Annotated in this window: 24 protein-coding genes and 1 pseudogene; 17 read left to right on the top strand and 8 right to left on the bottom strand. The window is 42.3% G+C overall.

Going from position 1 to position 26,993, the window contains the following annotated elements; all coding sequences use genetic code 11:
• Window positions 1-1,621 (top strand): glutamine--fructose-6-phosphate transaminase (isomerizing) (glmS, locus tag ACNQGS_RS23215; RefSeq protein ID WP_491489401.1); only part of this gene is annotated, 1,621 nt, incomplete at its 5' end.
• 152 nt (window positions 1,622-1,773) lie between these two features.
• On the opposite strand, the gene ACNQGS_RS23210 is transcribed toward glmS, so the two are convergent.
• On the bottom strand, window positions 1,774-2,007 hold the full coding sequence (locus ACNQGS_RS23210; RefSeq protein ID WP_491489400.1) for a hypothetical protein: 234 nt from the start codon (window positions 2,005-2,007) through the stop codon (window positions 1,774-1,776).
• Between the two features lie 211 nt (window positions 2,008-2,218).
• On the opposite strand from ACNQGS_RS23210, the gene ACNQGS_RS23205 reads away from it, so the two are divergent.
• The 6 genes and pseudogenes from ACNQGS_RS23205 (at window position 2,219) to ACNQGS_RS23180 (ending at window position 7,042) form a co-directional block, all read left to right on the top strand.
• Entirely contained in the window at window positions 2,219-3,130 is a 912-nt protein-coding gene (locus ACNQGS_RS23205; protein WP_491489399.1) for a phosphate ABC transporter substrate-binding protein, read from the top strand.
• Between the two features lie 64 nt (window positions 3,131-3,194).
• Window positions 3,195-4,115 carry a phosphate ABC transporter permease subunit PstC gene (gene pstC / locus ACNQGS_RS23200; RefSeq protein ID WP_491489398.1) on the top strand — a complete coding sequence of 307 codons (921 nt, stop codon included), beginning with the start codon at window positions 3,195-3,197 and terminating at the stop codon, window positions 4,113-4,115.
• Window positions 4,115-5,002, top strand: a complete 888-nt coding sequence (gene pstA / locus ACNQGS_RS23195) for a phosphate ABC transporter permease PstA (protein WP_491489397.1) — start codon at window positions 4,115-4,117, stop codon at window positions 5,000-5,002. The genes pstC and pstA overlap by 1 nt, the downstream gene beginning before the upstream one ends.
• A gap of 28 nt (window positions 5,003-5,030) precedes the next feature.
• Window positions 5,031-5,807 carry a phosphate ABC transporter ATP-binding protein PstB gene (gene pstB, locus ACNQGS_RS23190; RefSeq protein ID WP_491489402.1) on the top strand — a complete coding sequence of 259 codons (777 nt, stop codon included), beginning with the start codon at window positions 5,031-5,033 and terminating at the stop codon, window positions 5,805-5,807.
• Window positions 5,795-5,911, top strand: a pseudogene (locus ACNQGS_RS23185) (PhoU domain-containing protein); the annotation flags it as partial. The gene pstB and the pseudogene ACNQGS_RS23185, both read left to right, overlap by 13 nt.
• Before the next feature lie 201 nt (window positions 5,912-6,112).
• Window positions 6,113-7,042, top strand: a complete 930-nt coding sequence (locus ACNQGS_RS23180) for a phosphate ABC transporter substrate-binding protein (RefSeq protein ID WP_491489396.1) — start codon at window positions 6,113-6,115, stop codon at window positions 7,040-7,042.
• A gap of 811 nt (window positions 7,043-7,853) precedes the next feature.
• Here ACNQGS_RS23180 and ACNQGS_RS23175 read toward each other — a convergent pair.
• The 4 genes from ACNQGS_RS23175 to ACNQGS_RS23160 form a co-directional block, all read right to left on the bottom strand.
• Window positions 7,854-9,758, bottom strand: a complete 1,905-nt coding sequence (locus ACNQGS_RS23175) for a PhoX family protein (RefSeq protein ID WP_491489395.1) — start codon at window positions 9,756-9,758, stop codon at window positions 7,854-7,856.
• 184 nt (window positions 9,759-9,942) lie between these two features.
• Entirely contained in the window at window positions 9,943-11,352 is a 1,410-nt protein-coding gene (pnpS, locus tag ACNQGS_RS23170) for a two-component system histidine kinase PnpS (protein ID WP_491489394.1), read from the bottom strand.
• On the bottom strand, window positions 11,349-12,068 hold the full coding sequence (locus ACNQGS_RS23165; protein ID WP_491489393.1) for a response regulator: 720 nt from the start codon (window positions 12,066-12,068) through the stop codon (window positions 11,349-11,351). Before ACNQGS_RS23165 ends, pnpS begins: the two co-directional genes overlap by 4 nt.
• A gap of 196 nt (window positions 12,069-12,264) precedes the next feature.
• On the bottom strand, window positions 12,265-13,101 hold the full coding sequence (locus tag ACNQGS_RS23160) for an alpha/beta hydrolase (RefSeq protein WP_491489392.1): 837 nt from the start codon (window positions 13,099-13,101) through the stop codon (window positions 12,265-12,267).
• A 173-nt stretch (window positions 13,102-13,274) separates the two neighbouring features.
• Here ACNQGS_RS23160 and ACNQGS_RS23155 point away from each other — a divergent pair, with 173 nt between their 5' ends.
• Window positions 13,275-13,877 carry a DedA family protein gene (locus ACNQGS_RS23155; protein ID WP_491489391.1) on the top strand — a complete coding sequence of 201 codons (603 nt, stop codon included), beginning with the start codon at window positions 13,275-13,277 and terminating at the stop codon, window positions 13,875-13,877.
• A gap of 481 nt (window positions 13,878-14,358) precedes the next feature.
• Here ACNQGS_RS23155 and ACNQGS_RS23150 read toward each other — a convergent pair whose 3' ends face one another.
• Window positions 14,359-15,225, bottom strand: coding sequence for a nuclease-related domain-containing protein (locus ACNQGS_RS23150; RefSeq protein ID WP_491489390.1), 867 nt, complete (start codon window positions 15,223-15,225; stop codon window positions 14,359-14,361).
• A 256-nt stretch (window positions 15,226-15,481) separates the two neighbouring features.
• On the opposite strand from ACNQGS_RS23150, the gene ACNQGS_RS23145 reads away from it, so the two are divergent.
• The 8 genes from ACNQGS_RS23145 (at window position 15,482) to ACNQGS_RS23110 (ending at window position 23,801) form a co-directional block, all read left to right on the top strand.
• Window positions 15,482-16,039 (top strand): DJ-1/PfpI family protein, encoded by a 558-nt coding sequence (locus ACNQGS_RS23145; RefSeq protein ID WP_491489389.1) that lies wholly within the window; start codon window positions 15,482-15,484, stop codon window positions 16,037-16,039.
• 169 nt (window positions 16,040-16,208) lie between these two features.
• Window positions 16,209-17,273 carry a pyruvate dehydrogenase (acetyl-transferring) E1 component subunit alpha gene (gene pdhA, locus ACNQGS_RS23140; protein WP_491489388.1) on the top strand — a complete coding sequence of 355 codons (1,065 nt, stop codon included), beginning with the start codon at window positions 16,209-16,211 and terminating at the stop codon, window positions 17,271-17,273.
• On the top strand, window positions 17,273-18,253 hold the full coding sequence (locus tag ACNQGS_RS23135) for an alpha-ketoacid dehydrogenase subunit beta (RefSeq protein WP_491489387.1): 981 nt from the start codon (window positions 17,273-17,275) through the stop codon (window positions 18,251-18,253). The genes pdhA and ACNQGS_RS23135 overlap by 1 nt, the downstream gene beginning before the upstream one ends.
• A gap of 29 nt (window positions 18,254-18,282) precedes the next feature.
• On the top strand, window positions 18,283-19,662 hold the full coding sequence (locus tag ACNQGS_RS23130) for a dihydrolipoamide acetyltransferase family protein (RefSeq protein ID WP_491489386.1): 1,380 nt from the start codon (window positions 18,283-18,285) through the stop codon (window positions 19,660-19,662).
• A gap of 110 nt (window positions 19,663-19,772) precedes the next feature.
• A complete protein-coding gene (locus ACNQGS_RS23125) occupies window positions 19,773-21,170 on the top strand; it encodes an FAD-binding oxidoreductase (RefSeq protein ID WP_213148159.1) in 1,398 nt (465 codons plus the stop codon).
• Window positions 21,171-21,312: 142 nt separating this feature from the next.
• Window positions 21,313-22,224, top strand: coding sequence for a class I SAM-dependent methyltransferase (locus ACNQGS_RS23120; RefSeq protein ID WP_491489384.1), 912 nt, complete (start codon window positions 21,313-21,315; stop codon window positions 22,222-22,224).
• Between the two features lie 76 nt (window positions 22,225-22,300).
• The gene (locus ACNQGS_RS23115; protein ID WP_491489383.1) at window positions 22,301-23,491 is read left to right on the top strand and encodes a M14 family metallopeptidase; all 1,191 of its coding nucleotides are present in this window, start codon (window positions 22,301-22,303) and stop codon (window positions 23,489-23,491) included.
• Between the two features lie 160 nt (window positions 23,492-23,651).
• A complete protein-coding gene (locus tag ACNQGS_RS23110) occupies window positions 23,652-23,801 on the top strand; it encodes a hypothetical protein (protein ID WP_491489382.1) in 150 nt (49 codons plus the stop codon).
• A gap of 274 nt (window positions 23,802-24,075) precedes the next feature.
• Here ACNQGS_RS23110 and ACNQGS_RS23105 read toward each other — a convergent pair whose 3' ends face one another.
• Together ACNQGS_RS23105 and ACNQGS_RS23100 are read right to left on the bottom strand one after the other, a co-directional pair.
• Complete coding sequence (locus ACNQGS_RS23105; protein WP_491489381.1) at window positions 24,076-24,981, bottom strand: nuclease-related domain-containing protein; 906 nt, start codon at window positions 24,979-24,981, stop codon at window positions 24,076-24,078.
• 372 nt (window positions 24,982-25,353) lie between these two features.
• Window positions 25,354-25,935, bottom strand: coding sequence for an undecaprenyl-diphosphatase (locus tag ACNQGS_RS23100; RefSeq protein WP_491489380.1), 582 nt, complete (start codon window positions 25,933-25,935; stop codon window positions 25,354-25,356).
• Between the two features lie 183 nt (window positions 25,936-26,118).
• On the opposite strand from ACNQGS_RS23100, the gene ACNQGS_RS23095 reads away from it, so the two are divergent.
• Window positions 26,119-26,985: an SPFH domain-containing protein gene (locus tag ACNQGS_RS23095; protein WP_491489379.1), complete on the top strand. Its 867-nt coding sequence runs from the start codon at window positions 26,119-26,121 to the stop codon at window positions 26,983-26,985.
• The last annotated feature ends 8 nt before the right edge of the window (window positions 26,986-26,993 follow it).

The following is a 26,993-nucleotide window of genomic DNA, read 5'->3' as shown; positions in this document are numbered from 1 at the left end:
AGTATTGGCACACGTTGGAATTGGCCATACACGTTGGGCAACACACGGGGTTCCAAGCAGAGGAAATTCCCATCCGCATCAAAGCGCATCCGGCCGCTTTACGCTTGTTCACAACGGCGTCATCGAAAACTATGACCTGCTAAAGCGCGAATATTTAGCGGATGTTTCTTTCAAAAGTGAAACCGATACAGAAGTCATTGTGCAGCTTGTTGAGAAGTTTGCAAATGAAGGCCTAAGCGTATTAGAGGCCTTCCGCAAAACATTGACACTTTTGCATGGCTCATATGCACTAGCGCTATTGGACGCAGAAGACAACAACACCATTTATGTAGCAAAAAATAAAAGCCCGCTGCTTGTCGGCCTAGGAGACGGCTTCAATGTGGTCGCAAGCGATGCGATGGCAATGCTTCAAGTCACCGATCAGTTTGTTGAATTAATGGATAAAGAAATCGTCATCGTAACAAAAGATGCTGTAACTATTCAAAACTTAGATGGAGAAGTCATCAGCCGTACGCCATACACAGCCGAGCTTGATGCCAGCGATATTGAAAAGGGGACATATCCTCACTATATGTTGAAGGAAATTGATGAGCAGCCTGCTGTTATTCGTAAAATCATTCAACATTATCAAGATGAGCAGGGCAAGCTTGTGATTGACCGCGACATCATTGATGCTGTAAACGCTGCGGACCGCGTCTATATCATTGCTGCAGGGACTTCTTATCACGCAGGACTTGTTGGTAAGCAGTTCATTGAAAAAATGGCAAAAATTCCGGTTGAAGTCCATATCTCCAGCGAATTTGGCTACAATATGCCGCTTTTATCTGAAAAGCCATTGTTTGTGTTCATTTCACAAAGCGGTGAGACTGCCGACAGCCGTGCCGTGCTCGTTCAGGTAAAAGAAATGGGCTATCCAGCGTTGACGATTACAAACGTGCCTGGATCGACCTTATCACGTGAAGCTAATTATACTTTATTGCTGCATGCCGGTCCGGAAATCGCTGTAGCTTCGACTAAGGCTTATACAGCACAGTTGGCAGTTCTTGCGATTTTAGCCGAAGTGACAGCCAAGAGCCGCAGTTTAGAAGTTGGCTTTGATCTGATTCATGAGCTTGGCTTAGTTGCTAACGCGATGGATGTTCTATGTGACTCTAAGGAAATACTTGAAGTCATTGCCCGTGAATTCTTCTCAGTCACACGGAATGCTTTCTTTATCGGCCGCGGCATTGACTTTTATGTTGGTTTGGAAGGCGCCTTGAAGCTTAAGGAAATTTCTTATATTCAAGCAGAGGGCTTTGCTGGCGGCGAGTTAAAGCATGGAACGATTGCCTTAATCGAAGAAGGGACTCCGGTCGTTGCTCTTGCCACTCAGGAAAGCGTTAATTTAAGCATTCGCGGCAATGTGAAGGAAGTTGTGGCCCGCGGCGCCAACCCGTGCATTATCTCAATGAACGGACTTAACATGGACGAAGACAGCTTCGTCATTCCAGAAGTTCACGAATTATTAACACCACTTATCTCTGTCATACCATTACAAATCCTTGCCTACTACGCAGCCCTGCACCGCGACTGCGACGTCGACAAACCACGCAACCTCGCGAAGTCGGTAACAGTGGAGTAAGGCATGGGGACGGTTCTTTTGCTTCAGTTTTTGAAGCATAAGAACCGTCTTTTTTTGTATTTAGGCGCAACTTGATGCGGAGACGGGCTTTTCCTGTTTCCACCTTAAAAGGAGACAGAAGAACCGTCCCCATGCATCTGTTCTAGCGCTTGCTATTTTTTTATGGGAGGGGTATTACTATCAACATGAAAAGGAAGCAGATTGTTTTCTTTATTTTCTCCATAGAATTGTTCCTGAATTTCCTGATTTGCTTTTTCTGTTTCGGTGTTTACCTGAGAATACCTTGCACTATAATCTTTAAATTCTTCATTTAAATATTGATTTGCTTCTCTAGCCTCATTTTTGTTTTCTTCACTTTCGAACACGCTAATCCCTCTCTTCTTCATTGATTTGTTCTCCCTTCTAATGTTCAATTTTTTGAAAAAATAAATTCACAGAACACTAGGAATATCTTAGGACAAGTGCAGCAAGTGAAGTAAAGGTTGCTTGCCTTGAAAGTTTTTTATCAAACTTAAATATTTATCTTTGGCAAAGGCATCATAAAAAAGTATAATGCAATTCCTAATACTAAGCCTTATCCGGGAGGAATTTACACAAATGAAAGGTTTTAAAAAAATCAGCCTATTGATAACAATTGTAGCTTTAATGGTATTTGCAGCTGCGTGCGGCGGCGGAACGAAAAAAGACACAACTAAAGATACCGGTGATAAAGCCGGAAAGGAACTTTCCGGGTCGATAGTCGTTTCCGGATCATCTGCCATGCAGCCTCTTGTAGCGGCGGCGGCGGAAGAATTTATGGCTAATAATCCAAAGGTTGACATTCAAGTCAATGCGGGCGGGTCTGGTACGGGATTATCCCAGGTTGCTGAAGGGTCTGTTCAAATCGGAAACTCTGATGTGTTCGCAGAAGAAAAAGAAGGGATTCCGGCTGACCAATTGGTGGACCATAAAGTTGCAGTTGTAGGAATCACTGCGGCAGTAAATCCAAACGTTGGCATAAAGGATATTTCAAAAGCTGATTTAATTAAGGTGTTTACGGGCAAAGTGACAAATTGGAAAGATGTCGGTGGTAAAGATCAAAAAATCGTCTTAGTGAACCGCCCGGATGCTTCCGGAACGCGGGCAGTCTTTAATAAATATGGGCTTGATGGAGCAACACCTGCGGAAGGAATTACAGAGGACTCCTCTAACACGGTAAAAAAAATCGTCAATGAAACAGATGGGGCAGTTGGTTACTTGGCATTCTCCTACTTCACCGATGATAAGGTGACCCCACTATCGATTGACGGCGTTGAACCAACAGACGAAAATGTCCAATCAGGTAAATTCCCAATTTGGGCGTATGAGCACTCTTATACAAAGGGTGAACCAAGCGGCGTTACGAAGTCATTCATAGACTATTTAATGTCAGACGATGTTCAAAATACTTTGTTAAAGGACCAGGGATATTTACCTGTAACAAAAATGAAGGTAGAACGTGATGCCAAGGGGAATCAAACAAACAAATAATCGCATTTGGCAGTAAAAGGGTAAATGTGTCACCACATTTACCCTTATAGGGGGTTGGTGCAATATGGAAAAAGTGAGTTCTGCAAAAGATAGGCTGATGAAATCCGGCCAAGATTGGCTGGGTGGAGAATTTAGGGGAAAGACCCTGGTCATCTTATGTGCGGTTATTATGATTTCTGCCACCATTGCCATTACGATATTTCTAGGGACAAAAGGGCTCCAATCCTTTATAAGAAATGGCGTTAGCTTAATTGAATTCATAACGAGTAAGACCTGGAATCCTACTGATAAGGCTAATCCGCAATATGGTACGCTGCCGTTTATTTTTGGGTCATTTGCCGTCACCTTTCTTTCTGCACTTGTTGCAGCACCATTAGGGATTGGCGGGGCCATCTTTATGACAGAAATTGCCCCATCTTGGGGTAGAAAAATATTACAGCCTGTTATTGAGTTGTTAGTTGGAATTCCTTCTGTTGTATATGGGTTCATCGGGCTTTCTGTATTAGTCCCGTTTATCAGGGAAAATGTAGGAGGACTTGGGTTTAGCCTGCTTTCCGGAACCATTGTTCTTTCCATTATGATTTTGCCTACAGTAACATCTATCGCTACCGATGCAATGGGTTCTCTGCCAGGGGCATTAAGAGAAGGTTCTTTTGCTTTGGGTGCCACCCGTTGGCAAACCATCAAAAAAGTGCTTATTCCTGCTGCTATGCCATCACTGCTGACAGCTATTGTACTTGGAATGGCAAGAGCATTTGGAGAAGCACTAGCTGTCCAAATGGTCATAGGGAACGTGAAGAGTTTGCCTTCAAGTTTATTGGATGCATCTGCCACGTTAACTACCATTATTACGTTAAACATGGGTCATACTACATATGGAAGTGTGGAAAATAATACGCTTTGGTCAATGGGATTGATTCTATTAGTCATGTCGTTCGCATTTATTCTCCTCATTCGTTATTTATCAGCAAGGAGGAAATTATAATGAATACGAAAACCGCTGATCGAATAGCTACTGGTGTGTTCTATGCAATCGCACTTATTATCATTTTGATTCTTGTTGGCCTTTTTTACTATATTTTGGTTAACGGGCTAAAAAATATATCGCTTGATTTCCTGACATCTCCCTCAAGCAACGTAAGAGCTGGAGGGGGAATCCGCGATCAATTGTTCAATTCCCTTTATATATTGGTGATTACCATGGTAATTGCCGTCCCATTAGGGTTAGGCGGAGGCATATATATGGCAGAGTATGCTAAGCCGGGTAAGATTACTGATACTATTCGTTCTTGTATCGAAGTTTTAGCCTCTCTGCCTTCAATTGTGATTGGGATGTTTGGTTTATTGATGTTTGTTAATTTAACTGGATGGGGTTATACGATTTTAGGGGGGGCATTAGCTCTTACTGTATTTAATCTGCCAGTCATTGTGCGGGTGAGTGAGGATGCGATTCGGTCTGTTCCCCGGGAGTTAAAAGAAGCCAGCCTTGCATTAGGGATTACCCATTGGCACACCATTAAAACGGTTATATTGCCTAGCGCTTTTCCCACTATTTTAACGGGTATCATCCTTGCTTCCGGCCGTGTATTTGGGGAAGCAGCGGCATTATTATTTACTGCCGGCTTGTCTACACCAAGACTTGATTATGCAAACTGGAACCCCTTTTCTGCCACTTCCCCTTTAAATATTTTTCGTCCGGCTGAGACCTTGGCAGTACACATTTGGGCTGTCAATACGCAGGGCTTAATTCCTGATGTGGAAGAGGTCTCAAGCGGTGCGGCTGCCGTTTTAGTCCTATCCGTATTAATTTTTAATTTATTGGCAAGATGGATTGGAAGTTTGATTCATCGCAAAATTACGGCAACTAAATAAAAGCAGGTGAAAAAATATGGCGACAGCTATGAAGCAAAGACCAGCCGAAACAGAAATGGCTCAACGTAATGAAAATCAGCAAAGAAATATGGTTTTGCATGTGAAAAATTTAGAAATATTCTATGGTGAAAAACGAGCAGTTAATGGAATTTCCATGGATATTGAAGAAAATTCAGTAACTGCCCTTATCGGCCCATCCGGCTGTGGAAAGTCGACTTTTTTGCGAAGTATCAACAGGATGAATGATTTGATACCCGGAGCAAGGGCAGAAGGAGAAATTATCTATGATGACCTAAATATATTATCAGATCAAATCAATGTTGTAGCGTTACGGAAAGAAATAGGGATGGTCTTTCAAAAGCCGAATCCATTTCCAAAATCCATTTACGATAATATCACCCACGCTTTGAAGTTTGCAGGCATCAGAAAGAAAAGCAAGCTTGATGAAATCGTTGAGGAAAGTCTTCAGAAAGCAGCATTATGGGAGGAAGTAAAAGATCGGCTGCATAAATCTGCATTATCACTGTCTGGAGGGCAGCAGCAACGTCTCTGCATTGCCCGGACGATCGCTATGAAGCCAACTGTCATGCTCCTTGACGAGCCATCTTCAGCGCTGGACCCTATCTCGAATGCCAAGGTTGAGGATCTTATCGTGGAGTTGAAAAAGGACTATTCAATCATCATTGTTACTCATAATATGCAGCAGGCGGCGCGTATTTCTGATAAAACAGCCTTCTTCCTGAGCGGTGATTTGATAGAATATGACATCACGGATACGATATTTACGAATCCATCTGTCAGTTAGCATTTGTATGCAGATATATCGAAAGGATTGCGGATCACTCAACTAATATTGGAGAGCATGTTATTTACCTTGTGACTGGGGAACGTTATGATTTGAATGCATAGAAACATGGGGACGGTTCTCTTGCTTTCATCCAGGAAGCAGATGGACCGCCCCATGTTTTTTGTAAATTTATGATTCTCGCTTTTTAACTTATTTTTACATAACCTTTACATCCAATTAAAACCACGTTAATACTATTGGACTATCTTTATATGTGTAAGGCAAATAAATATAATCAAACTTCCTGAGGAGGAACCAATACGATGAAAAGCTTGAAAAAATTAAGCCTTCTTACATTATTTGCTGCATTAATGGTATTTATGGCGGCATGTGGAGGCGGAGCTTCTACAGAAAAGACAGAGGGGAATACCGGCAAAGAAACACCTAAAACTGAGGAAAAGAAAGAACTATCAGGTTCATTAGTTATCTCTGGTTCATCTGCAATGCAGCCATTAGTTGCAGCGGCAGCAGAAGAATTTATGGCTGAAAATCCTAAAGTTGATATTCAAGTAAATGCGGGCGGTTCTGGTACAGGCTTATCACAAGTTTCTGAAGGATCAGTTCAAATTGGTAACTCAGACGTTTTTGCTGAAGAAAAAATTCCTGATAAAGCAAGCGAACTTAAAGACCATAAAGTAGCTGTTGTAGGAATGACTGCAGCTGTTAACCCTAAAGTTGGAATTAAAGATATTAAAAAAGATGACTTAATCAAAGTATTCACTGGTAAAATCACAAACTGGAAAGAACTTGGCGGGGAAGATCAAAAAATCGTTCTTGTAAACCGTCCTGACTCTTCAGGTACTCGTGCCATTTTCAATAAGTTTGCTCTTGACGGTGCAACACCTGCTGAAGGCGTGACTGAGGATTCTTCAAACACTGTTAAAAAGATTATTAGCGAAACAGACGGTGCGATCGGTTACCTTGCATTCTCTTACTTCACTGATGATACTGTAACTCCACTTGCAATCGATGGCGTTGAAGCAACTGCAGAAAACGTTCAATCTGGTAAATTCCCAGTGTGGGCATACCAGCACTCATATACTAAAGGTGAGCCAACTGAAATTGCAAAAGCATTCCTTGACTACCTAATGAGTGACGATGTTCAAACAACTTTATTGAAAGAACAAGGTTACCTTCCTGTAACGAAAATGAAAGTAGAACGTGACGCTGAAGGAAAACAAAAAAATCTATAATGTTCACAAAAAGAGGCTGTCCCAAAAGTGTAACTTTTAGGGGCAGCCCCTTTTTTATTAAAGGGTTCCGTTTTGAGGTGCTTTTCTTAAAATACGAGCCGAAATGACAGTGGTATTGGCATCGTTATCGGTATATAAAAAAGTAAAACTCGCCGTAATTGGCGAGTTTCTTTATTAGGAATACACAACCCTTATTTATAACCTCGCTTACTTGTAATCGGATTACCGTAATGCCATCAAAATGAAGTTCTTTTGGATTTATGAGATAAAACTCACTCTCTATTAAATAAGATGCTTTGTCCTTAATCGAGTAACCAGCAAAAATAAAATAAGCGGGGATTTTCCGATTAAATGCAGAATATAGCTCGTTTCGGGGGATATAAGGGGAGATTTTCCGATTATGCAAAGCAAAATCTCACCTTTTCGAGTTTTTTGAGTAAATAGGCGGAATCTCTTCGCCTATTTAGGACTTTTTAAATAATAATTACTGATTAAGCGGAATTTTTCCGTCTACTAATCAGACTGGGTGCTTAACCTGAACCCCCAACCGAAAAGTACGGACCCTTGTAAAAATTTAATTAGCGACTTTAAACAAAAAATAGAAAAATCTTTCCATTGCGACTCTACAATAAATATAAAACTGCCCCAAAAGAGTCGTTGTTCAACGACCTTTTGGGGCAGCCTCCTTTTTAAATATTTAATAAACTAAAAGCACCGGGGATTTCCCAACGAAAGCAGTTAGATGGACCTGAAAAAACTCCGGGAATCAGTAGATTACCGGAGCAAAGTTTTAATCATCATCTTTACCTATTTATTTTTTCAAATCTTCTAAAGAAGGAAGTCCAGAAATATATCCAACCCCGCCGGTACGATTAATACCAATTTCTTTTTCCATTGCCTTTATTAATTCCTCTTTATCCACGGCAGAAATGTTCTTTGTATCTAATTCATCACCAGGATGCTGGAAATTGCTCATAATATAAGCGTGCCCTTTTAGATTATCTGCTGCATATAAACCAGTTGATTCAGCCCCCGCTGGTACTGATAAAACTCTTGATAATTCCTTTGTTTCAACATTGTAGGCCCATACGAAGTTATTGGTATGCATTCCGCTGTCTTCACCAATGAACAATGTTCTTAATGCTTCGGAATAGCTTAAATTATCGGTATTGGCTACTGAATTCACATCTGCTGTATTTCCATATGCATCTGCAGATGGCATGTCCTTCCCAGCAATAAGCCCAGACATTTTAGCCGCTACATACTCACTGTTAATCTTTTGGCCTTGACTGTCCTTTTGTCCAGCTGTTAAATCTAATTGATACGTAACACCAGATTTAATTTTTGGAAGATGGATATCATCAACTGGATCCGTGGAGCTTGCTTCCATCCCTTTGCTTTGGTCAGAAATCGCAATGTATACTTTCTTGTCCTTTTCGTTTAGGGTAACGCCTTCCATTTTGTTAAATTCAGCTGTAGCTCCAAGCATTGCTGCATAACGGCGGGACTCTAAAAACGCGGCGGCTTTTTCCATACCAGGCTTCAATTTCAAGTATTCCGTTTTCCCGTATGAATATTGCTTAATAGCTTTAAAGCCTTCTTTCGGTGCATCGGATGTTTCGAAAATATCACTGAATTTAACGCCGCTGTCAATGATGTCTTTGACTTCCTTATCAGTTGAATGACCGAGTTTAATCCATTCCAAGTCTCCAGCACCGCCATTCTCAGTTCCTGTTTGATGGAATTTCGCTGCATAGAGTGTACCAGCAGAAAGATCCTTCGCTTTATCTGCTACATACATAAACATCGTTGTATACGATCCGTCATCTCCGAAGAAGGCAGTGCGCTTATCCGGCATCATCTTCATTACTTCGTGCGAGAAACGGCCGGCGCTGTAATGTTTTTCAACAGATGTAGAACCATCCTTGTTTACAGTAATTTCTGGAATGAATCCATAGAAATATGGATTTGCCTTTGAAGCATCCCCGAAATAAAGCTTTGCAAAGCTTTCTACCTGAGTTCTGGCATAAGATGTTGAATCCAATTCAAAACTGCGGGCATCCGGCTCATATTCTTCAGAACCTAAATGGGTATTCCAAGGTGATAGGGATCCATTACATGGAATCCAAAGACCATTTACGCTCGAAAAATCAATCTTCTTTACCTCTTTCGTTGTTAGTTCACCGGTTTTATTATTTTGGTCAAGAGTTGTCAGGGACATGGATGCAGGAACAATTCCATAAGCGGATTTGCCAGCAGCATCAATCGTTTGGTATTCATAATGGGTGACCATGTATTGTTTTCCCGCAATTGGCTTTAATAAACTATTGGAATCAGGAGCATCGGATACATAGTACGTTGGCTTCCCTTCTACACTAGTATCCATGATCGGATTTCCGTTTACATCAATCGGAGTACCAGCAGGAATCAGCTCACCTTTATTGATAGCCACTTTATCTTCAGATTTAAATAGTTTCTTATAAGTAAGCGGGAAGTTCTTTACTTCACCATTGCTGTATTTTACATCTACTGTTGCTTCTGTGTACGTTTTTACCATTTTATCAATAGTAGTAGGTGCTGGCATTCCATTAAACTTAACAGAATCAATTGTTACTTGATTATTGGATGCAGCTGCCGCGGGTGTTAGGGCAGGAATTGTTAATGATAGAGCAAGAGCTATAGTAGGATATTTCTTTCCAAAGTACATCTTTTTCATTAGGATGACCCTCCTCGTATAATAGAAAAGTTAAACTCTCCTATTCAATTAAACAAAATACTTGTTAAGCGCGTATTAGAGTTTTGTTAAGGGAATGAAAAGATTAGGTTAAAACCTTATCTCAAATCGAACATAGAAAAAACAGTTCAGGAAAGTGAACTGTTTCTTCAATAATAAAAAGCAATTATTTTTTAAGTTCAATAATAAATTCGCTTCCTTCACTAGGAGCACTTATTACACTGATTTGACCATGATGGGCTTCGATTAAATGTTTAACGATGGCCAGGCCAAGACCTGTTCCGCCGGAGTTCCTGCTCCTGGCACGGTCGACGCGGTAAAACCGCTCAAAAATACGGGGGATCTCTTCTTTTTTAATTCCTATGCCTGTATCTTTAACATGAACACGGACAGTTTCGCCATGCTCGAGAAGGATTACCCCTACATTCCCATTGCTTGGTGTATAGGTAATAGCATTGCCAATTAAATTGATAAACACTTGTTTCAGCCGATCTACATCCCCATGTATTTGTACGTGTTCCTCTGGACAAAGAAGTTCGAGGCTAATTTTCTTTTCCTCAGCCTTCCCTTGGAGAAGTGTAATAACGTCTTCAAGCAATTTAAATAAATCGATTTTCTGTATGTTTAACTTGAAGCCTTGCTGCTCTATTTTCGAAAGGTCTAAAAGGTCTTGTATGAGTGATTGGAGCCGTTCGCTTTCTTTTAAAATAATGGACAGGAACGATACTAGCGTCTCTTGATTGTTCATCGCACCATCCAACAAAGTTTCAGTAAAACCTTTAATCGATGTAATCGGGGTTTTTAATTCATGTGAAACATTTGCGACAAAATCCTTTCGCATTTGCTCGAGCTTTTTAATTTCTGTAATATCGTGAAAGACGAGCAAAACACCTTTCCAAACATGATTTGTTCCAATAATCGGCACGCCGTATACAACAAAATATCTTCTTTCAATTAATAATGGAATGAGTAATTGTTTACTTACCTTTTGTTCTAGCCGAAAAACTTCGGTCACTAAATCACGAATTTCTTCTTGATCGATGACTTCGTAATAAAGCTTATTTAAATAATCGGCTTGGCTAACTTGAAAAATATCAATAAATCCTCTATTTATTAAATTAATGTATCCCTTGCTATCAATTAGGACCAAACCCGCTCCCATATTTTCAATCAATACCTTAAGCTGCTCCTGCTGCATTTCTTGGGATTTAACGAGTTCTTGAAGGTTCTGGGCAAGTCTATTAAGGGATGTGCCCAACAAGCCTGTTTCGTCCAGACGTTTTACGTTTGTTCTTGCCCGATAATTTCCTTTGGCAAGTTCAATAGCAACATCTGTTGCTTCAACAATTGGTTTTGTAAACTTTGAGATAATTCTTATTCCAAGAAAAATAATGACCACTACAGCAATGACAAGGAATAAGGCAATGCCCCATATGATGTTCATTTTTAGGCCATCGCTCATTGATTCAATGTAGAAGCTTTTAAGCAGCTCACCAAGCAATATTCCTAAACAAACTAATACGAAACTGATTAGGGCAATTAATGCCATTACTAATCTTGTCCTAAAAATGGTCATTCGTCTTTATGCTCCTCAAGTTTATAGCCCAGTCCACGTAACGTTTTAATATAAACTGGCCGCTTGGTATCTTCCTCTATTTTTTCTCGTAAATGCGAGATGTTTACATCGACAATTCTAGTATCCCCTACAAAGTCATAATTCCAAACAGCACTGAGCAGCTGCTCCCGGGTTAACACTCGACCCTTATTTTGGGCTAGAAATAGAAGCAATTCAAATTCCTTTAATGTTAAATATAACGGTTTTTTCTGAAGGTAGGCTTCATATCGTTCAGGATGGATGACTAAATTACCAATTACTATTTCCTGTTGCTCCTCATTAGTCTTTTCAGAAGATTGCTCCGCTTGGGCCTGGATTCTTCTTAAGATCGCTTTTACTCTGGCAATTACTTCTCGCGGGCTGAATGGCTTTACCATATAATCATCGGCGCCAAGCTCAAGACCTAATATGGTATCGAATACATCATCTTTTGCTGTCAACATGATAATAGGAGTCTTGATGTTTTCAAGACGAAGTTGTTTGCATACTTCCATTCCATCTAATTTTGGAAGCATTACATCTAAAACGATAATATCCGGTGACTCCTGTTCCGCTAACAGTTTTCCTTCTTCACCATCCATCGCTGTTATAACTTCAAAACCAGCCTGCTCCAAATTATATTGAAGAAGCGTCACAATAGACTGTTCATCATCTACAACAAGTACTTTAGTTTTCATAATACACCCCCATTCAAGAATACATACAAATTGTTAATCCTTTATTAGGGAAATGTAAATCTAAAGTAAAGACAATGTAAATCTTTGAGACGTGGGTGAGACATGGGGACGGTTCTTCTGCCTCAAAATCTAAAAGCGAGTAAATAACAGCAAAGAAAAAGGTAAGCCCCAGCTTACCCTTTATCCAAAAGCGCTCTTACATTGAGTTATGAGTCCTCAGAAAATTCTCTACTGCTTTAGTCAAACTCATCGCTTCAGCCGAGTTATTATTTGAACCAAGCAGCTTGGTAATCTCCCGATGTGTTAATGAATGGGTTACAAATATATCTGCTGTATTGCCGGCGTTTTTTGTTTTTTCTATAAAATCAAAAACGCTATTTCTGTTTTGGGTAACCAACAACATGGGCGGCAAGTGTTGATTAATAGCATTAGCAGCAGGTGATGCCTCCATCCATGCGTTACGATCATATCCAAAAACCTCTTTATATTGCTCATTTTTAGGGAGAAACTTCACTAAGTCGATTGGCCCATCCAGGTTCACTATGGATTGTACCGTGTTTGCTGGTATCCCCGCATGCTGCAAATAGCTATGATCCGTACCGATGAGCATGATCAAATGTCCGCCTGCAGAGTGTCCCATCAAATTGAACCGTTGTTTATCTATATGATATTGGTCAGCACGGTCGTAAACCCATTTCACCGCGGTAGAGATATCATTCGCCATGTCATTGTACGTTGCATTTGGGTGGAGCCGGTAATTAACGGATATGAATACATACCCCCTGTTTGTGTAAAAAGAGGGCTTATCCGAGACATTAGATTTATCCCCGCGCATCCAGCCGCCGCCATGGACATAAATGATAACCGGGTGATTTATGCTCTCTTTACCACTTGGTGTATAAATGTCTAATGTTTGCTTCACATCTGCACCATAATGAAGGTTCATATGTTTCAATTCTTGCCCATTGATAGATTGAGTAAAGGACATTGTTATAACCAAAGTAACGGACAATAGAAATAGTCTGAACAGCATTGGCTTCATCTCTTTCTTCTTTTTAAAAAATAGATTACCCTAATTATTGGTAAAACTATTCAAGAGCTTGTTTAGATTATATGTGGGATAAACGGATTTGCTAAATGCATGATTTGTGCGGTTTAATATCAATATAAAGAATGTTGAATTGTTTTAAATAGGCGGGGATAAGAGTGGAGCAGCATATAGATTATCTGCTTATGCATTATGGATATTTTGGTATCATTATTGCTTTAATCGGCGGCATTATTGGATTGCCGATACCTGACGAGGTGCTCTTGACCTACGTCGGTTATAATGTTTTCCAAGGGAAGATGGCATTCCTAACATCATTGGTTTGTGCTTTTATAGGGGCCGTCGGCGGTATTTCCCTTAGCTACTTGATTGGATATAAATTCGGGCTGCCTCTGCTGTTAAAGTATGGCCCGAAATTTCACATTACCGAGGCAAAAATCAATCGAACCAGAAGATTGTTTGAAAAATTTGGGCCGCCTCTTTTGCTAGTCGGCTATTTTATCCCAGGAATCCGTCACCTGGCAGCCTACGTGGCTGCCATAAATAGATATCCGCTTAAAAAATTTATCGTTTATGCCTACAGTGGAGCACTATTGTGGACCTTTACATTCATCACATTAGGAAAAAGACTTGGGCAGGACTGGATCTTGGTTGAGAGATATTTATCTAAATACAGTATTTACATTATTTTGTTGGCACTTATTCTATTCGGCGTTTTTTATGTTTATTGGCGGCGAAAGGGAATGGTCGGAAAGGTGTAAAGCACGGTTAATTACACCCTATTATTTGATATATAAAAAGTGGACGTATAGAGTGGTTCTACGCGCCCAAACCTAAGTAAAAAACGAGAACAAGGTCACGTAGGGAGGTTCTACGTGCCCGGCCCAAGTGAAAACCGAGAATAAGGTCACGTAGCAAGGTTCTACGTGCCCGGTTCCAAGTAAAAAACGAGAACAAGGTCACGTAGGGAGGTTCTACGTGCCCGGTTCCAAGTGAAAACCGAGAACAAGGTCACGTAGGGAGGTTCTACGTGCCCGCCCCTAAGTGAAAAACGAGAACAAGGTCATGTAGGGAGGTTCTACGCGCCCGGACCTAAGTAAAAAACAAGAACAAGGTCACGTAGGGAAGTTCTACGTGCCCAAACCCAAGAGAAAAGAACATGAACAAGGTTTTTAGAAACTTTCTATAATAAATGAAGCCTAGTAATACAGAAGAATGCGCTCCTATTAATGATTTAGTTATTTACTCGAAATAGTACCATCTACCATATCCTATTGTTCTAAAATACCTTTTTAATACCTGTCTAATAATCTTTTTAGAAACGGCTCTTCCACACCACTCATAAATAACAATAGTTGTAATTTTCCTCTCTGGAAAAAGCAGCTTAAACTCCTTCACACACCGCAAAATCGCAAATTCAATCATCTCTTGGTGGCCGCAATCTTCGCACACCAGCTTTCCGTCTACAACCAAAATCGAAAAAGATTGGCATTTATCACAAATCATATCTTTTTTTAATTGTTCATACGAATAAGCAGGCACCATTTCATAAGGGGACTTAATTAAATGCATGGATATTAATTTGTCAGCAAGCCTTTTGTGATAGTCTCCTAATTTTAATTGGTGATTGTTTAACTTTTTTCGTAAGGAATTTAATTGCGATGGAAAGATAATTGGGTAATTTCGAGGTACTTGGTATAAGGTAAATTCAGGATTTATGTGAACAAGGTGAGATACAACGTTACACTTGTAGCCGAGGCTATGGAGTAATTGGCGAAAATAGGATTCGCATCTTTCTAACTGGAGCAGTGGATTCTTTCGCTCCTCCCCATTGATGGCAAAGAATTTCTCGCCTTCATAATAGTAATCGCCTTCAAAGTTTTTTACATCGTAAAGATTAATTGTTTCTTTAAAAATTATTGTGGTATCAATTTGGAAATAGGTGTTATTAAATTTGAAAAGCAAATCGTTTAAAACAAGTCCTTCACACCTGAGCTGTTCAGTTACCAGTTGGTCAAACATTACTTCTCCATCATATCCCTTTTGTTTATTCTCATAATATCTCCTTTCTTGTTCGGTTAAATTTCCACGTGCATTCAACAACCTCATAATTTTCAAAAAATCCGGCTCAACTCGGGGCTTATATGCCATAGTCCACGTCCTCTCTTTTCTCAAAAATCCACCTCAAGTTTACTAAAGATTTCGATCTTGGCATTAGTTTGTTCTTGAACATTTTGTTAATTTTCTATTAAACCTTCGAGTGTCCAACTTCTGAAAAAAATAAAATTGGAAGGAAATAGAATTCGAGATTCAGAATATATAAATAAAGGGCAAAGGCCCTATTTTTAGAGAGGAGGAATTTTCAATGTCTAAAAAAGTCCTTATTATAGCAGGGGACGCTGTAGAAGCGCTGGAGGTCTATTATCCATATTTTCGCTGCTTGGAAGAAGGGTTTGAGGTGCAAATCGCAGCTCCTTCGAAAAAGAAGCTGCAGACGGTCGTTCATGATTTTATCGGCTGGGATACTTATACGGAAAGCAAAGGATATTTAATCGAAGCCCAAACTGCGTTTGAGGATGTAAATCCTGAGGAATTTGACGGGCTGATTATTCCAGGGGGAAGGGCGCCGGAATATATCCGCTTAAATGAGAATGTGCCGCGAATTGTTGCCCATTTCTTTGAGGCAAACAAACCAGTCGGTGCCATTTGCCATGCTAGTCTCGTGCTAACAACGGTGCGCAAGTATATGGAAGGCCGCGAGCTAACTGCCTATATTGCCTGCAAACCAGATGTGGAAGCGGCAGGAGCGACTTATATTGCAAACCATCTCCATGTTCAAGGAAATCTCGTTTCCGGCCATGCCTGGCCAGACCTGCCTGGCTTTATGAGGGAATTTATTAAACAATTAAACCAAAATAAATAATAATTTAGGCAGGAGCGCAGCAATGCTTCTGCTTTTTTAAAAATAAGTGTATTTTCTGAACCTTCGAACAACTGTATTGACAAAAACATAGAGGGCATATATGCTAGTCGCAAGCATGGACAAATGCCAGCCGGTGGAATTAGGGAGATTTTTAAAAGGGGGTAATTATATGTGGATTGAACCGAATGAATTGCCAGTCAACAGGGTTCAGTATTTGGATGAAAACGGAAAGCTGACAAGCGGGGCGCCTGAGGTAAGTGATGACGAGTTAATTGCGATGTACAAATGGATGGTGCAAGCAAGAGTATTTGACCAAAGAGCCTTAAAGTTTCAGAGGCAGGGGAGAATTGGTACATATGCACCGTTAAGCGGGCAGGAAGCGGCGCAAGTTGGCAGCGCTTTCGCACTAGAAAAGCAGGATTGGATTTATCCAAGCTATCGGGAAGGGGCGGCCCTTTTTGTTCACGGATTCCCAATGAAAAACTTTTTCCTTTATACGATGGGGCATTTAAAGGGTACTGATGCCGAAGGGGCCAATGTTTTCCCGGTGCAGATTATCATCGGTGCGCAGTGCCTTCATGCTGTAGGCGGAGCCTGGGCAGGGAAATATCAAGGTGAAAACAGTGTCAGTGTGACCTATATCGGTGACGGCGGCACCTCCGAAGGTGATTTCCACGAGGCCCTCAACTTTGCCGGTGTTTACAAGCTCCCGATGGTCTTTTTCGTTCAGAATAACCAGTGGGCCATCAGTGTTCCTAGATCAAAACAAACGGCGAGCCGAACGATTGCCCAAAAGGCGGTTGCCTATGGAATCACCGGAATTCAGGTGGATGGCAACGATGTCCTGGCGGTCTATACGACTATGAAGCAGGCGTTAGAGAGGGCGCGCAGCGGACAGCCTGTATTAGTTGAGGCAGTTACATACAGACAGGGCCCGCATACCACTGCGGATGACCCGACGAAATACCGAAATAAAAGCGATGTGGAAGATTGGCTCGCCAAGGATCCGCTCAAGCGAATAAAGGCATTTTTACTCGAAAAAGGAATCTGGAACGAAGAACTGGAGCAGAGAGAATTTACGCTAGCAGAGCAAAAGGTCACAGAAGCCTTTGAACAGGCTGCACATACTCCGAAAAGTAAAGTCGAAGATCTATTTGAAATTGTTTATGAGAAGAAGACCAGCCAGCTTACTGAGCAGCAGCAATCTGTTTCATCAGAGGGGGTTTTGAAATAATGACCGCGATGACCATGATAGAGGCAATTAATTTTACCTTAAAGAAGGAAATGGAGAGAGACCCGAGAGTCATTTGCTTGGGAGAGGATATTGGAAAAAACGGCGGTGTGTTCCGGGCAACTGACGGTCTGCAGGCTATTTTTGGAGAAGACCGGGTAGTAGATACGCCAATTGCGGAATCGGCAATCGTCGGCACGGCAGTCGGCATGGCAGCAAGGGGCTTGCGCCCGGTAGCGGAGATCCAATTCTTCGGGTTTATTTATGAAACGATGGACCAAATGGCAGCACAGGCAGCGAGACTTCGCTTCCGGTCTGGCGGGGTGCTGGGTGCGCCAATGGTTGTCCGTGCACCGTATGGCGGGGGAGTCAAGACTCCGGAGCTGCATTCTGATAGTTTAGAAGGTTTATTTTTGCATTCACCGGGGCTGAAAGTGGTAATGCCAAGTTCCCCTTATGATGCCAAGGGGCTGTTAACAGCGGCTATCCGCGATAATGACCCTGTTTTATTTTTGGAGCCGATGAAGTTATACCGCGCTTTCAAGCAGGAAGTGCCGGAAGAGGATTACATCATTGAGATTGGCAAAGCCAAGGTTGTAAAAGATGGCGAAGACCTAACGGTAATTACGTGGGGACAGACGGTGCCGCTCGTAAGCAAGGTAGTGGAACAGTGGGAGCAGGAGCAGCCTGTTTCGATAGAGATTATTGACCTGCGGACGGTGTCGCCGATTGACGAGGATACCATCATTGCTTCCGTGCAAAAAACAGGACGGGCCATGATAGTTCATGAGGCTGTGAAAACCGGCGGACCGGGTGCTGAAATTTCCGCGATGATTAATGAAAAAGCGTTGTTCCATCTGTCGGCGCCAATTGTGCGGGTTACAAGCTTTGACACGCCATATCCGGTACCATCAGTGGAAGAAGACTGGCTTCCAAATGCAGACAGAATCAGCCAAGGGATTAGAGAGGTATTAGCACATTAATTTTTCAAAAATGGGAGTGGCATAAAAATATGGCTTATGAATTCCGTCTTCCTGATATTGGCGAAGGCTTACACGAAGCAGAGATTTTGACATGGTTTAAGGCAGCCGGTGACTATGTAAGGGAAAATGAGAACATCGTAGAGGTGCAAACCGATAAGGCTGTGGTGGAAATTTCGTCACCAGTCGGGGGAGTAGTACAATCCTTCGGCGCGGAAGTCGGCGAGGTTGTTAAGGTCGGCGAGGTTTTATTCACCGTTCTTGAGGACGTAAAGGCTGGAGCGGGAGTGCTGGTGTCAGCTAGTAAAACATCCGGACAACATGAATCCATCCAACAAGGCTCAAACGGGATCAATACATTACAACGAGAATCCACACAATTTGAACACACGAAACAAGTCTCCACACAAACCAATTCATTTACTCAACATAATAAACAGCAAAATTCAGTAGGTATTTTACCAAAAAAACGCGTCATTGCGGCACCGTCTGTCAGAAAGCTGGCAAGGGAACTTGGTATCGATATTACCGAGGTTGTGCCAACAGGAAAAGGCGGAAAGGTGACGGAAGAGGACGTCAGAAACTTCAAGACGCTTGCAGAGAAGGAGGCAGCGGCGACTGTTGCGGCAGTTGAGTTGCAGGAGGAAGCGGCAGTATTTGCGCCGTTTAAGGAATCTCCGTCAGTACTTGAAACAGCAGCAAGGCTGGAAGAGGAAGTAAGGGAGCCAATCCGGGGCTTAAGGAAGAAAATCTACCAAAACATGAAACTATCAAAATCCACAGCTATCCACTGCAGCGGGATGGACGAGGTCGTTGTCACTAAGCTTGTTGACTTAAAGAAACAGCTGGAGCCGCATGCTGAAAGGGCCGGAGTCAAGCTTACATATCTTCCGTTTTTCGTGAAGGCCGCAGCCAAGGCATTAAGCCGGTATCCTATCTTTAACGCAACGGTAGACGATGAGAAGCTGGAAATTATCTATAAGAAAAATATTCATATTGGGGTTGCCGTGGCCACGGATGACGGCTTGCTCGTCCCGGTCATCAAACATGCTGACCAAAAGACGATTTTGGAAATAGCAGCGGAGCTTCAAGATCTATCAAAGCGGGCGAGAGAAAGAAAATTAAAACCGCATGAGCTTTCGGGCAGTACATTTACAATTTCGAGTACAGGCGGAAATGGCGGCTGGTTTGCCACTCCAATCATCAACTATCCAGAAGTCGCCATATTGGGTGTCCACAGCATCAAGAAAAAACCGATCGTCCAGGACGACCAAATCGTCATCGGTCAGGTCATGGGCATGTCCATCACCTTCGACCACCGCGTCATCGACGGGGCCCCTGCCAACGCCTTCATGGAAGAAATCGGCGCCCTTATCGGAAACCCGGAACTATTCATCCTGGAAGGGCGATAATTTGATTGGGTGAATTAATATGAAGTCAGGCACCACGTTCGGACATTTGTCCGCCGTGGGTGGATAGTTTGTGAATTTGTGAATTTATGAGTTTGTAAGGGGGCTAGGTTGTGTGGCTGTATGATGAGTTGTTAAGGATTGTTGGGGATGCTGAGCGGGTTAGTGTGAATGGGGCGGTGTTGGAGCAGCATAGCAAGGGGATTTCGTATCACTCGCCGCGGATGCCTGATGTGGTGGTTTTCCCGGTTTCTAAGGAAGAGGTCAGCCGTATCATGCGGTTTGCAAATGAAAATAAGGTTGCGGTTGTTCCGTTTGGGGCGGGATCGAGCCTTGAGGGGCATATCATCCCTTTAAACGGCGGCATTAGTCTTGATTTTACGTTGATGAATGAAATTATCTCCGTTCGCCCTGATGATTTTATTGTCACGGTTCAGCCGGGGGTTACGAGAAATCAGCTAAACCAAGCGTTGAAAAAGTATGGACTCTTCTTTCCGGTCGATCCGGGGGCAGATGCGACAATCGGCGGCATGACGGCTACCAACGCGAGCGGGACGAATACAGTTAAGTATGGAGTCATGCGGGACCAGGTTCTAGGACTGGAGCTAGTCCTGGCAGACGGTTCCTCCATTCGCACTGGAGGATATTCGTATAAATCATCAGCAGGATACAACTTAACCGGTTTATTTGTCGGCTCGGAAGGTACCCTGGGAGTATTTACAGAAATTATCCTGAAACTGCAAGGCATCCCTGAGACCACCATTGATATCAAAGCAACATTCCCATCGATTGAAGCAGCGGGAATAGCGGCCACTGTACTTCTAAAAGCCGGCCTGCCGATTGGGAAGATTGAACTCGTTGATCAAAAAACAATCCAAGCCGTGAATGCCTTTAAAAACACATCATATCGGGAGGAACCGACGCTGTTTATGGAATTTAGCGGCAGTGAACCGGAAGTCACCAACAGCCTCGAAATCGTCCAAGAAATTATCAAGGATGAGCAATGTGTCACCTTTGAATTCGAAAATGATTCTATTAAAAGAGCACAGCTCTGGGAGGCGCGCCACCAGGCTGCTCTGGCCATCATCGCCGCGAACCCTGGTAAGGGGCATATGGTAACGGATGTATGCGTACCGTTATCGGAGCTTTCCGATGCCTTACAATATACTAGAAAAATTGTTGACCAGTATGGAATTGATGCAGTCATTTTCGGCCATGTTGGCGATGGGAATTACCATGCCGTCTTTTCGGTGGACACGCAGGATGAAGAGCACATGAAACAGGTCGAGGAAGTTCATACGCAAATCGTTCAGTATGCCCTGTCCAAAGGGGGAACCTGTACAGGTGAGCACGGAATTGGCCTCGGCAAGAAGAAATTCCTTCAAGAGGAACATGGGGATACTCTCTCCATTATGAAGGGAATAAAAACAATGGTTGACCCTAACAATATCTTAAATCCAGGGAAGATTTTCGACAATGTTCCTTTGTCAGCTCCATTTGAACTTAAATAAAATGTGTGTTGACAAATAAAAATTTTTATGTTATAATAAAATATTATGCAATTGACACGTATTGATAGATAACTTACTATTAACTCCTAGCGAATTTTTTTGCTGGGGGTTTTTTCTTTTTTTAAAAGAAGGGGGAATTGATTTGGAAAAAACAAAGGAAAGTTTGACAGCGTTAGTAAGCTGCTTTGCCAGGGGCTATCATGCAGCTGCATCGAGCCAGCCAATTTTTCAAGACAATATGGCCAATGCCCTTTTACTTGAGGAGGAAAAGCAATTGATTGGCGCTAATTGGGCCAACGCCATTGCCTTCTTTGATCCAGGTACAAAATTGACTGCCTTTGAGGAAAAATTAGCCTGGGTCATGAATAATCAGACGGTTCCGCAATTGGTCAGCAGGGCAAGGTATGCAGAGGATGCGCTAATGGCAGCGATTGAACGTGGTGTTCGGCAATATGTGATTTTAGGTGCCGGATTTGATACCTTTTCGTTAAGGCAGTTGGATCTACCCGAAGATTTCACCATCTATGAAGTCGACCATCCCGCAACCCAAGCCTTTAAACAAAATCGGCTTCAAGAACTAGGCATGGACTTGCCAGCCAACGTAAAATTTGTCCCCGTAGATTTTAAACACAATTCACTCCAGAATGAACTCAAGAAAAACGGTTATGATCCGCAAAAGTTAAGCTTTTTTAGTTTGCTTGGTGTAGTGATGTACCTTGAGAAAAAAGACTTTTTTCAACTCCTGTCAACCATTTCAGGGATGTCTGTTAATGGAACTTCTCTCGTATTCGATTACCTGGATGATGCTGCGTTTGACGACCGGTTTGCCTCCAAAAGACTGATTCAGATGCGCCAAATTACCGCGCAAACGGGAGAACCGATGAAAACAGGCTTTGACCCGTTGGAACTGGACCTCGAACTGCAGAATTGTAACATGCTCGTATATGAAAACCTGGCTCCTGCTAATATCGAAGATTTATATTTTTCCAACAGGGAAGATAGTCTCCACGCCTTTGACCATTTTCACTTCGCTCATCTGGCCGTGCGTAAATAACTGGTTGCAAATTAATATTTCAGGAATGCCAGCATACATTTTTATTGATACCAATTTTTAGCTGTAGGAGGCATGCATGGATATTATCGTTAGGCGTGGGGACTCGTTATGGTACTACAGCCAATTGTTTCATCTGGATTTACAGCTTATCTTGGATTCAAATCGAGACATTGACCCCGATAAAATTTCCGTCGGACAGCGAATTAGAATTCCTGGCTTTGTTGCACAGGATTACCAGGTCCAGCAGGGGGATTCCTTATGGGCCATTGCCCGCCATCGGAATCTCGGCGTGGATGCATTATTACTCGTTAATCAACACATTAACCCGAACCAACTGGAGATTGGGCAAATGATAAAAGTGCCGATTAGGATAACCTGGAGATTGGTCCAAGGAAAGCAGAATTACGATTTCAGTCGAACGATGAAGGATATCAGGCGATTGCTGAGCGTATATCCATTTATGGAGGTAAATGCAATCGGGAAATCGGTTCTCGGAAACGAGTTGTCTGAACTGCGGATGGGCAAGGGTAAAAAAACAATTCATTATAATGCATCCTTCCATGCCAATGAATGGATCACGACAGCGGTGTTAATGACATTTTTAAACGATTACTTGTTGTCGCTGACTAATCAAAATCCGATCCGCGGCCTTGAGATGTCCAGATTGTATCAGCAAACCGCTTTATCGGTGGTGCCGATGGTCAATCCGGACGGGGTTAATCTCGTTTTGCATGGACCGCCTGAAAATCCTGAGTGGAAAAATAGAGTCGTCGAATTCAACAAAGGAAGCACCGATTTTTCCGGCTGGAAAGCGAATATCCGGGGTGTCGATTTGAATGATCAGTTCCCGGCACGCTGGGAGCTGGAACGGGCACGGAATCCAAAAGAGCCGGGCCCGCGCGATTATGGCGGCGAGAAGCCGTTGTCAGAACCGGAAGCTATCGCGATGGCAGACTTAACTCGGGAACGCGATTATGCCAGAGTCTTTGCCTTCCATACCCAGGGTGAGGAAATCTATTGGGGCTTTGAGAACATGGAACCGCCGGAATCTGAGGGGATGGTCAATGAGTTAAGCAGGGTCAGTGGGTATAAACCTGTTAAAACCCTCGAGAGCTATGCCGGCTACAAAGACTGGTTCATTCAGGATTGGCAGCGGCCAGGCTTCACGGTCGAACTTGGCCACGGGGTGAACCCGCTGCCCCTTTCGCAGTTTGATGAAATTTATGAGAAGGCTTTGGGGATCTTTTTGGCGGGGTTATATCTTTGAATTTTTTAGGGCAGCCGCTTGTGGGGAGTGGCTGCCTGTTATTTAGTTTTAGGTTAATGAAGGCCAAACCCGCCCAAGGCGAGGAGTGAAATGTCCTTCATCAGGCTGATGAGGACCAAAACCATCCGAGGCAAGTGGGAAAATGTCCTTCATCAGGCTGATGAAGACCAAAACCAGCCGAGACAAGTGGGAAAATGTCCTTCATCAGGCTGATGAGGACCAAAACCACCGAGGCAAGTGGGAAAATGTCCTTCATCAGGCTGATGAAGACCAAAACCACCCGAGGCAAGTGGGGAAATGTCCTTCATAAGGCCGATGAGGACCAAAACCACCCGAGGCAAGTGGGGAAATGTCCTTCATCAGGCTGATGAGGACCAAAACCACCCGAGACAAGTGGAGAAATGTCCTTCATAAGGCCGATGAAGACCAAAACCACCCGAAACAAGTGGGGAAATGTCCTTCATAAAGTTGATGAAGCCCAAAACCATCCAAAGCAAGCGGGATGATGTCCTTCATTAGAACAAGACGCCCAAAGGGCAAATAAAACCCAATAAAAATTACCTGTTTTTAAGTTACCTTAATCTTTATTCGTAGTATGTCCATTGATGAACCCCGACTCTTTTATATTTCTTTTCTAGAATCCGCCGAACCCTCTTCTTATCCACACCCCCACCACACCACTCAGACACCAAATTAGTCGTAATCTTGAAATCCGGAAACAGCAGCCGCAGTTCCTCCACGTGCCGCAGTACCGCCGACTCCACTTTTTCCTCGTGCCCACAATCACCGCAAACACACCGCTGGCCGACAACTGAAACCTCAAACGACAAGCAATGAGCGCATGTGAGCCCTTTTCGGCACTGGCCGTACGCATACGGAGGCAATTTGGCATAGGGGTTTTCTGCCAGATGTAGGGATAATAATTTTTCTGCGAGTTTCCGATGTTTGCTATTCAGCCCAGCCGGGGCCGCTTCCAATTTCCGCATATAAGTATTTAGTTGGGTTGGAAAAATGATTGGTACCTTTAGAGGAGCTTGGTAAAGGGTGAATTCGGGGTTCACGTGGACAACTTTCCCTATAACAGTGAATTTAAAGCCAAGCTTTTCCAGCAATTGGCGAAACATAGACTCGCAATTTTCCAATTGGACTAAGGGGTCTTTTCGTTCTTTTCCATTAGAATCATAGAACTTACCATCCTCATAAAAAAAATTGCCTCTAAAATTTTTAACTTCATTCAACGAGATAATATCTTGAAAAATAATCAATGAATCGATTTGGAACGTAGTGCCATTTAATTCAAATAGTAAATCGTTTAACACATAGCAACCACATTGAAGCTTGTCCGTTAAAGACTGAAAAAACAACTCACCTTCAAAGCCGCTTTTCAATTTTTTGTAATTCCACCTATCGTCTGGAAGCAACTCCATCCTCGTATTAAGAGAACGGTAAATTTTAAATCTCTTCGATTCAGCGAGCGGTTTTAAATTCACATTCCACCACATCCTTTTCTAAAAATAAACTCCAAGTCTATTTTAAACGGAATCGGCCAGCCCTACTGCCTCAAGAAATGAATATTTTGTTAACCTTCTAAAAATATCGACAATTACAAAGATCAGATATTGTTGTTTAAGTTAATTAAACGTTTGAATAGTATAGTACCTCTTTTAATTAAACGATTGATTTGTATAACATAAAAAAAGGGAACTCCTGTAAATACAAGATTTTCCCCCATTCCGATATTTAATTAAACGTTTGAATAGTAAAGCACATAAGCCTAGCCGCTTTAATCAAACGTTTGAGTAGTATAGTACAAATAGAAACGCCTGGATTTTTATCCAAGCGTTTCTTTATGCTATTAAATATTAAAGCTCTTCATATTTCGTTCGGTTTGGAATGTTTTGTTCCCTTGCTAAGTTTTGCATAAATTTAAGTCTCGGAACGAACCGGTGCACAACTAGAGCAGATATGATACTAAGGATAGCAGCGACCAAAACATCTCCTGGATAATGAACCCCTACCCATATCCGCGAAAACCCAACAAGCACAGCCAACAGGATCCACAAGAAACTCCAGCCTCTCCTGAAAAGCCAGAACGTTACGCATAGGGAGAAAAATATCATCGTATGGTCGCTAGGGAAGGAATTGTCGACTGCTTTCTCGATAAGTTTATTGACGTTGGACAGTTCAGCGAAGGGTTGATTATTGGAGTGGAGCATTCCTGCTAGTTTTCCTAGACCTTCTGCCATTAACAAGGTGAATACCGAGCAAATGACCATCACTTTATTTTTTCGACCGCCTGTAAACAAATACAACACTAAAGCCACTATTAACACATACAGCGTGTATTCAGCGATAGCCATAATGGGAGGATTCAAAAAGTCGTATTGTTTCCCCAAATTATTAATCATTCGAAACACATTAATATTAATTTCCATAATAGACATGCTAAATTATAACCTCCGAATCTACCAGATAAAGGGATTATACTATAAAGTTAGTGAAAATGTTACCGTTAATAACGCCAAACGAGGTAAAAAAATATAGGTAAATATTCCTTCACCTTTCGATACCAAAATGATATCATAATGATATATATGGAAAAATTTTTCAAATAGGGAGCGGTTGGGATGAGAGAGAAAGATATGAACAAAATTAATGGATTTTTGGGGGTATTATTGTTTCTGTTAATCGGGGCGGCAGCGGTATTTTCATTCAGGCAATTTACCTTAACTGAAAGTCCTGTATCTATTGTCCTCGCGGTGATAGGTGTTGTGGTGTTGTTTCTCCTGCTTTCCGGGTTCACTGTCATTCAGCCGAATCAAGCAAAGGTATTTACTTTATTTGGCCGCTACCTCGGAGTGATCAAACAGGAAGGATTTTGGTTGACGATTCCTTTAACCTTAAGAAAAACAGTATCCCTAAGGGTAATTAACTTCAATAGTGATAAATTAAAGGTAAATGATTTGGAAGGGAACCCAATCGAAATCGCCGCGGTAGTTGTATATAAGGTGTTTGATTCTGCCAAAGCGGTTTTTGATGTTGAAAACTACAAAACGTTTGTGCATACGCAAAGTGAAACAGGCCTGCGCCATATCGCTAGCCAGTACCCATATGATAATGTCAACAATGATTATGAAGTATCGTTAAGGCAGCACTCGGATGAGGTTGGTGACAAGTTGACCAAGGACTTGCAGAAACGCTTGGAATTGGCCGGAGTGGAGATTATTGAAGCAAGGATCATGCATCTGGCGTACTCGAGTGAAATTGCCCATGCAATGCTGCAAAGACAGCAGGCCAAAGCGGTCCTCGCAGCGCGCAAGGTCATTGTTGAAGGTGCGGTATCCATGGTCAAATCGGCAATTGATCAATTAAAGGATGAAGGAATTGTCGAACTGGATGAGGAAAAGAAAGCGCAAATGGTGAATAATTTAATGGTTGCCATCGTTTCTGATAAAGGAAGCCAGCCGGTAATTAATACAGGATCGATTTATTAAGGTAGTGA

This window comes from Neobacillus sp. PVCKKU3, assembly GCF_058323225.1.
Note: the sequence above shows the minus strand (reverse complement) of the source record. Positions and strands in the feature narration are given on the sequence as shown.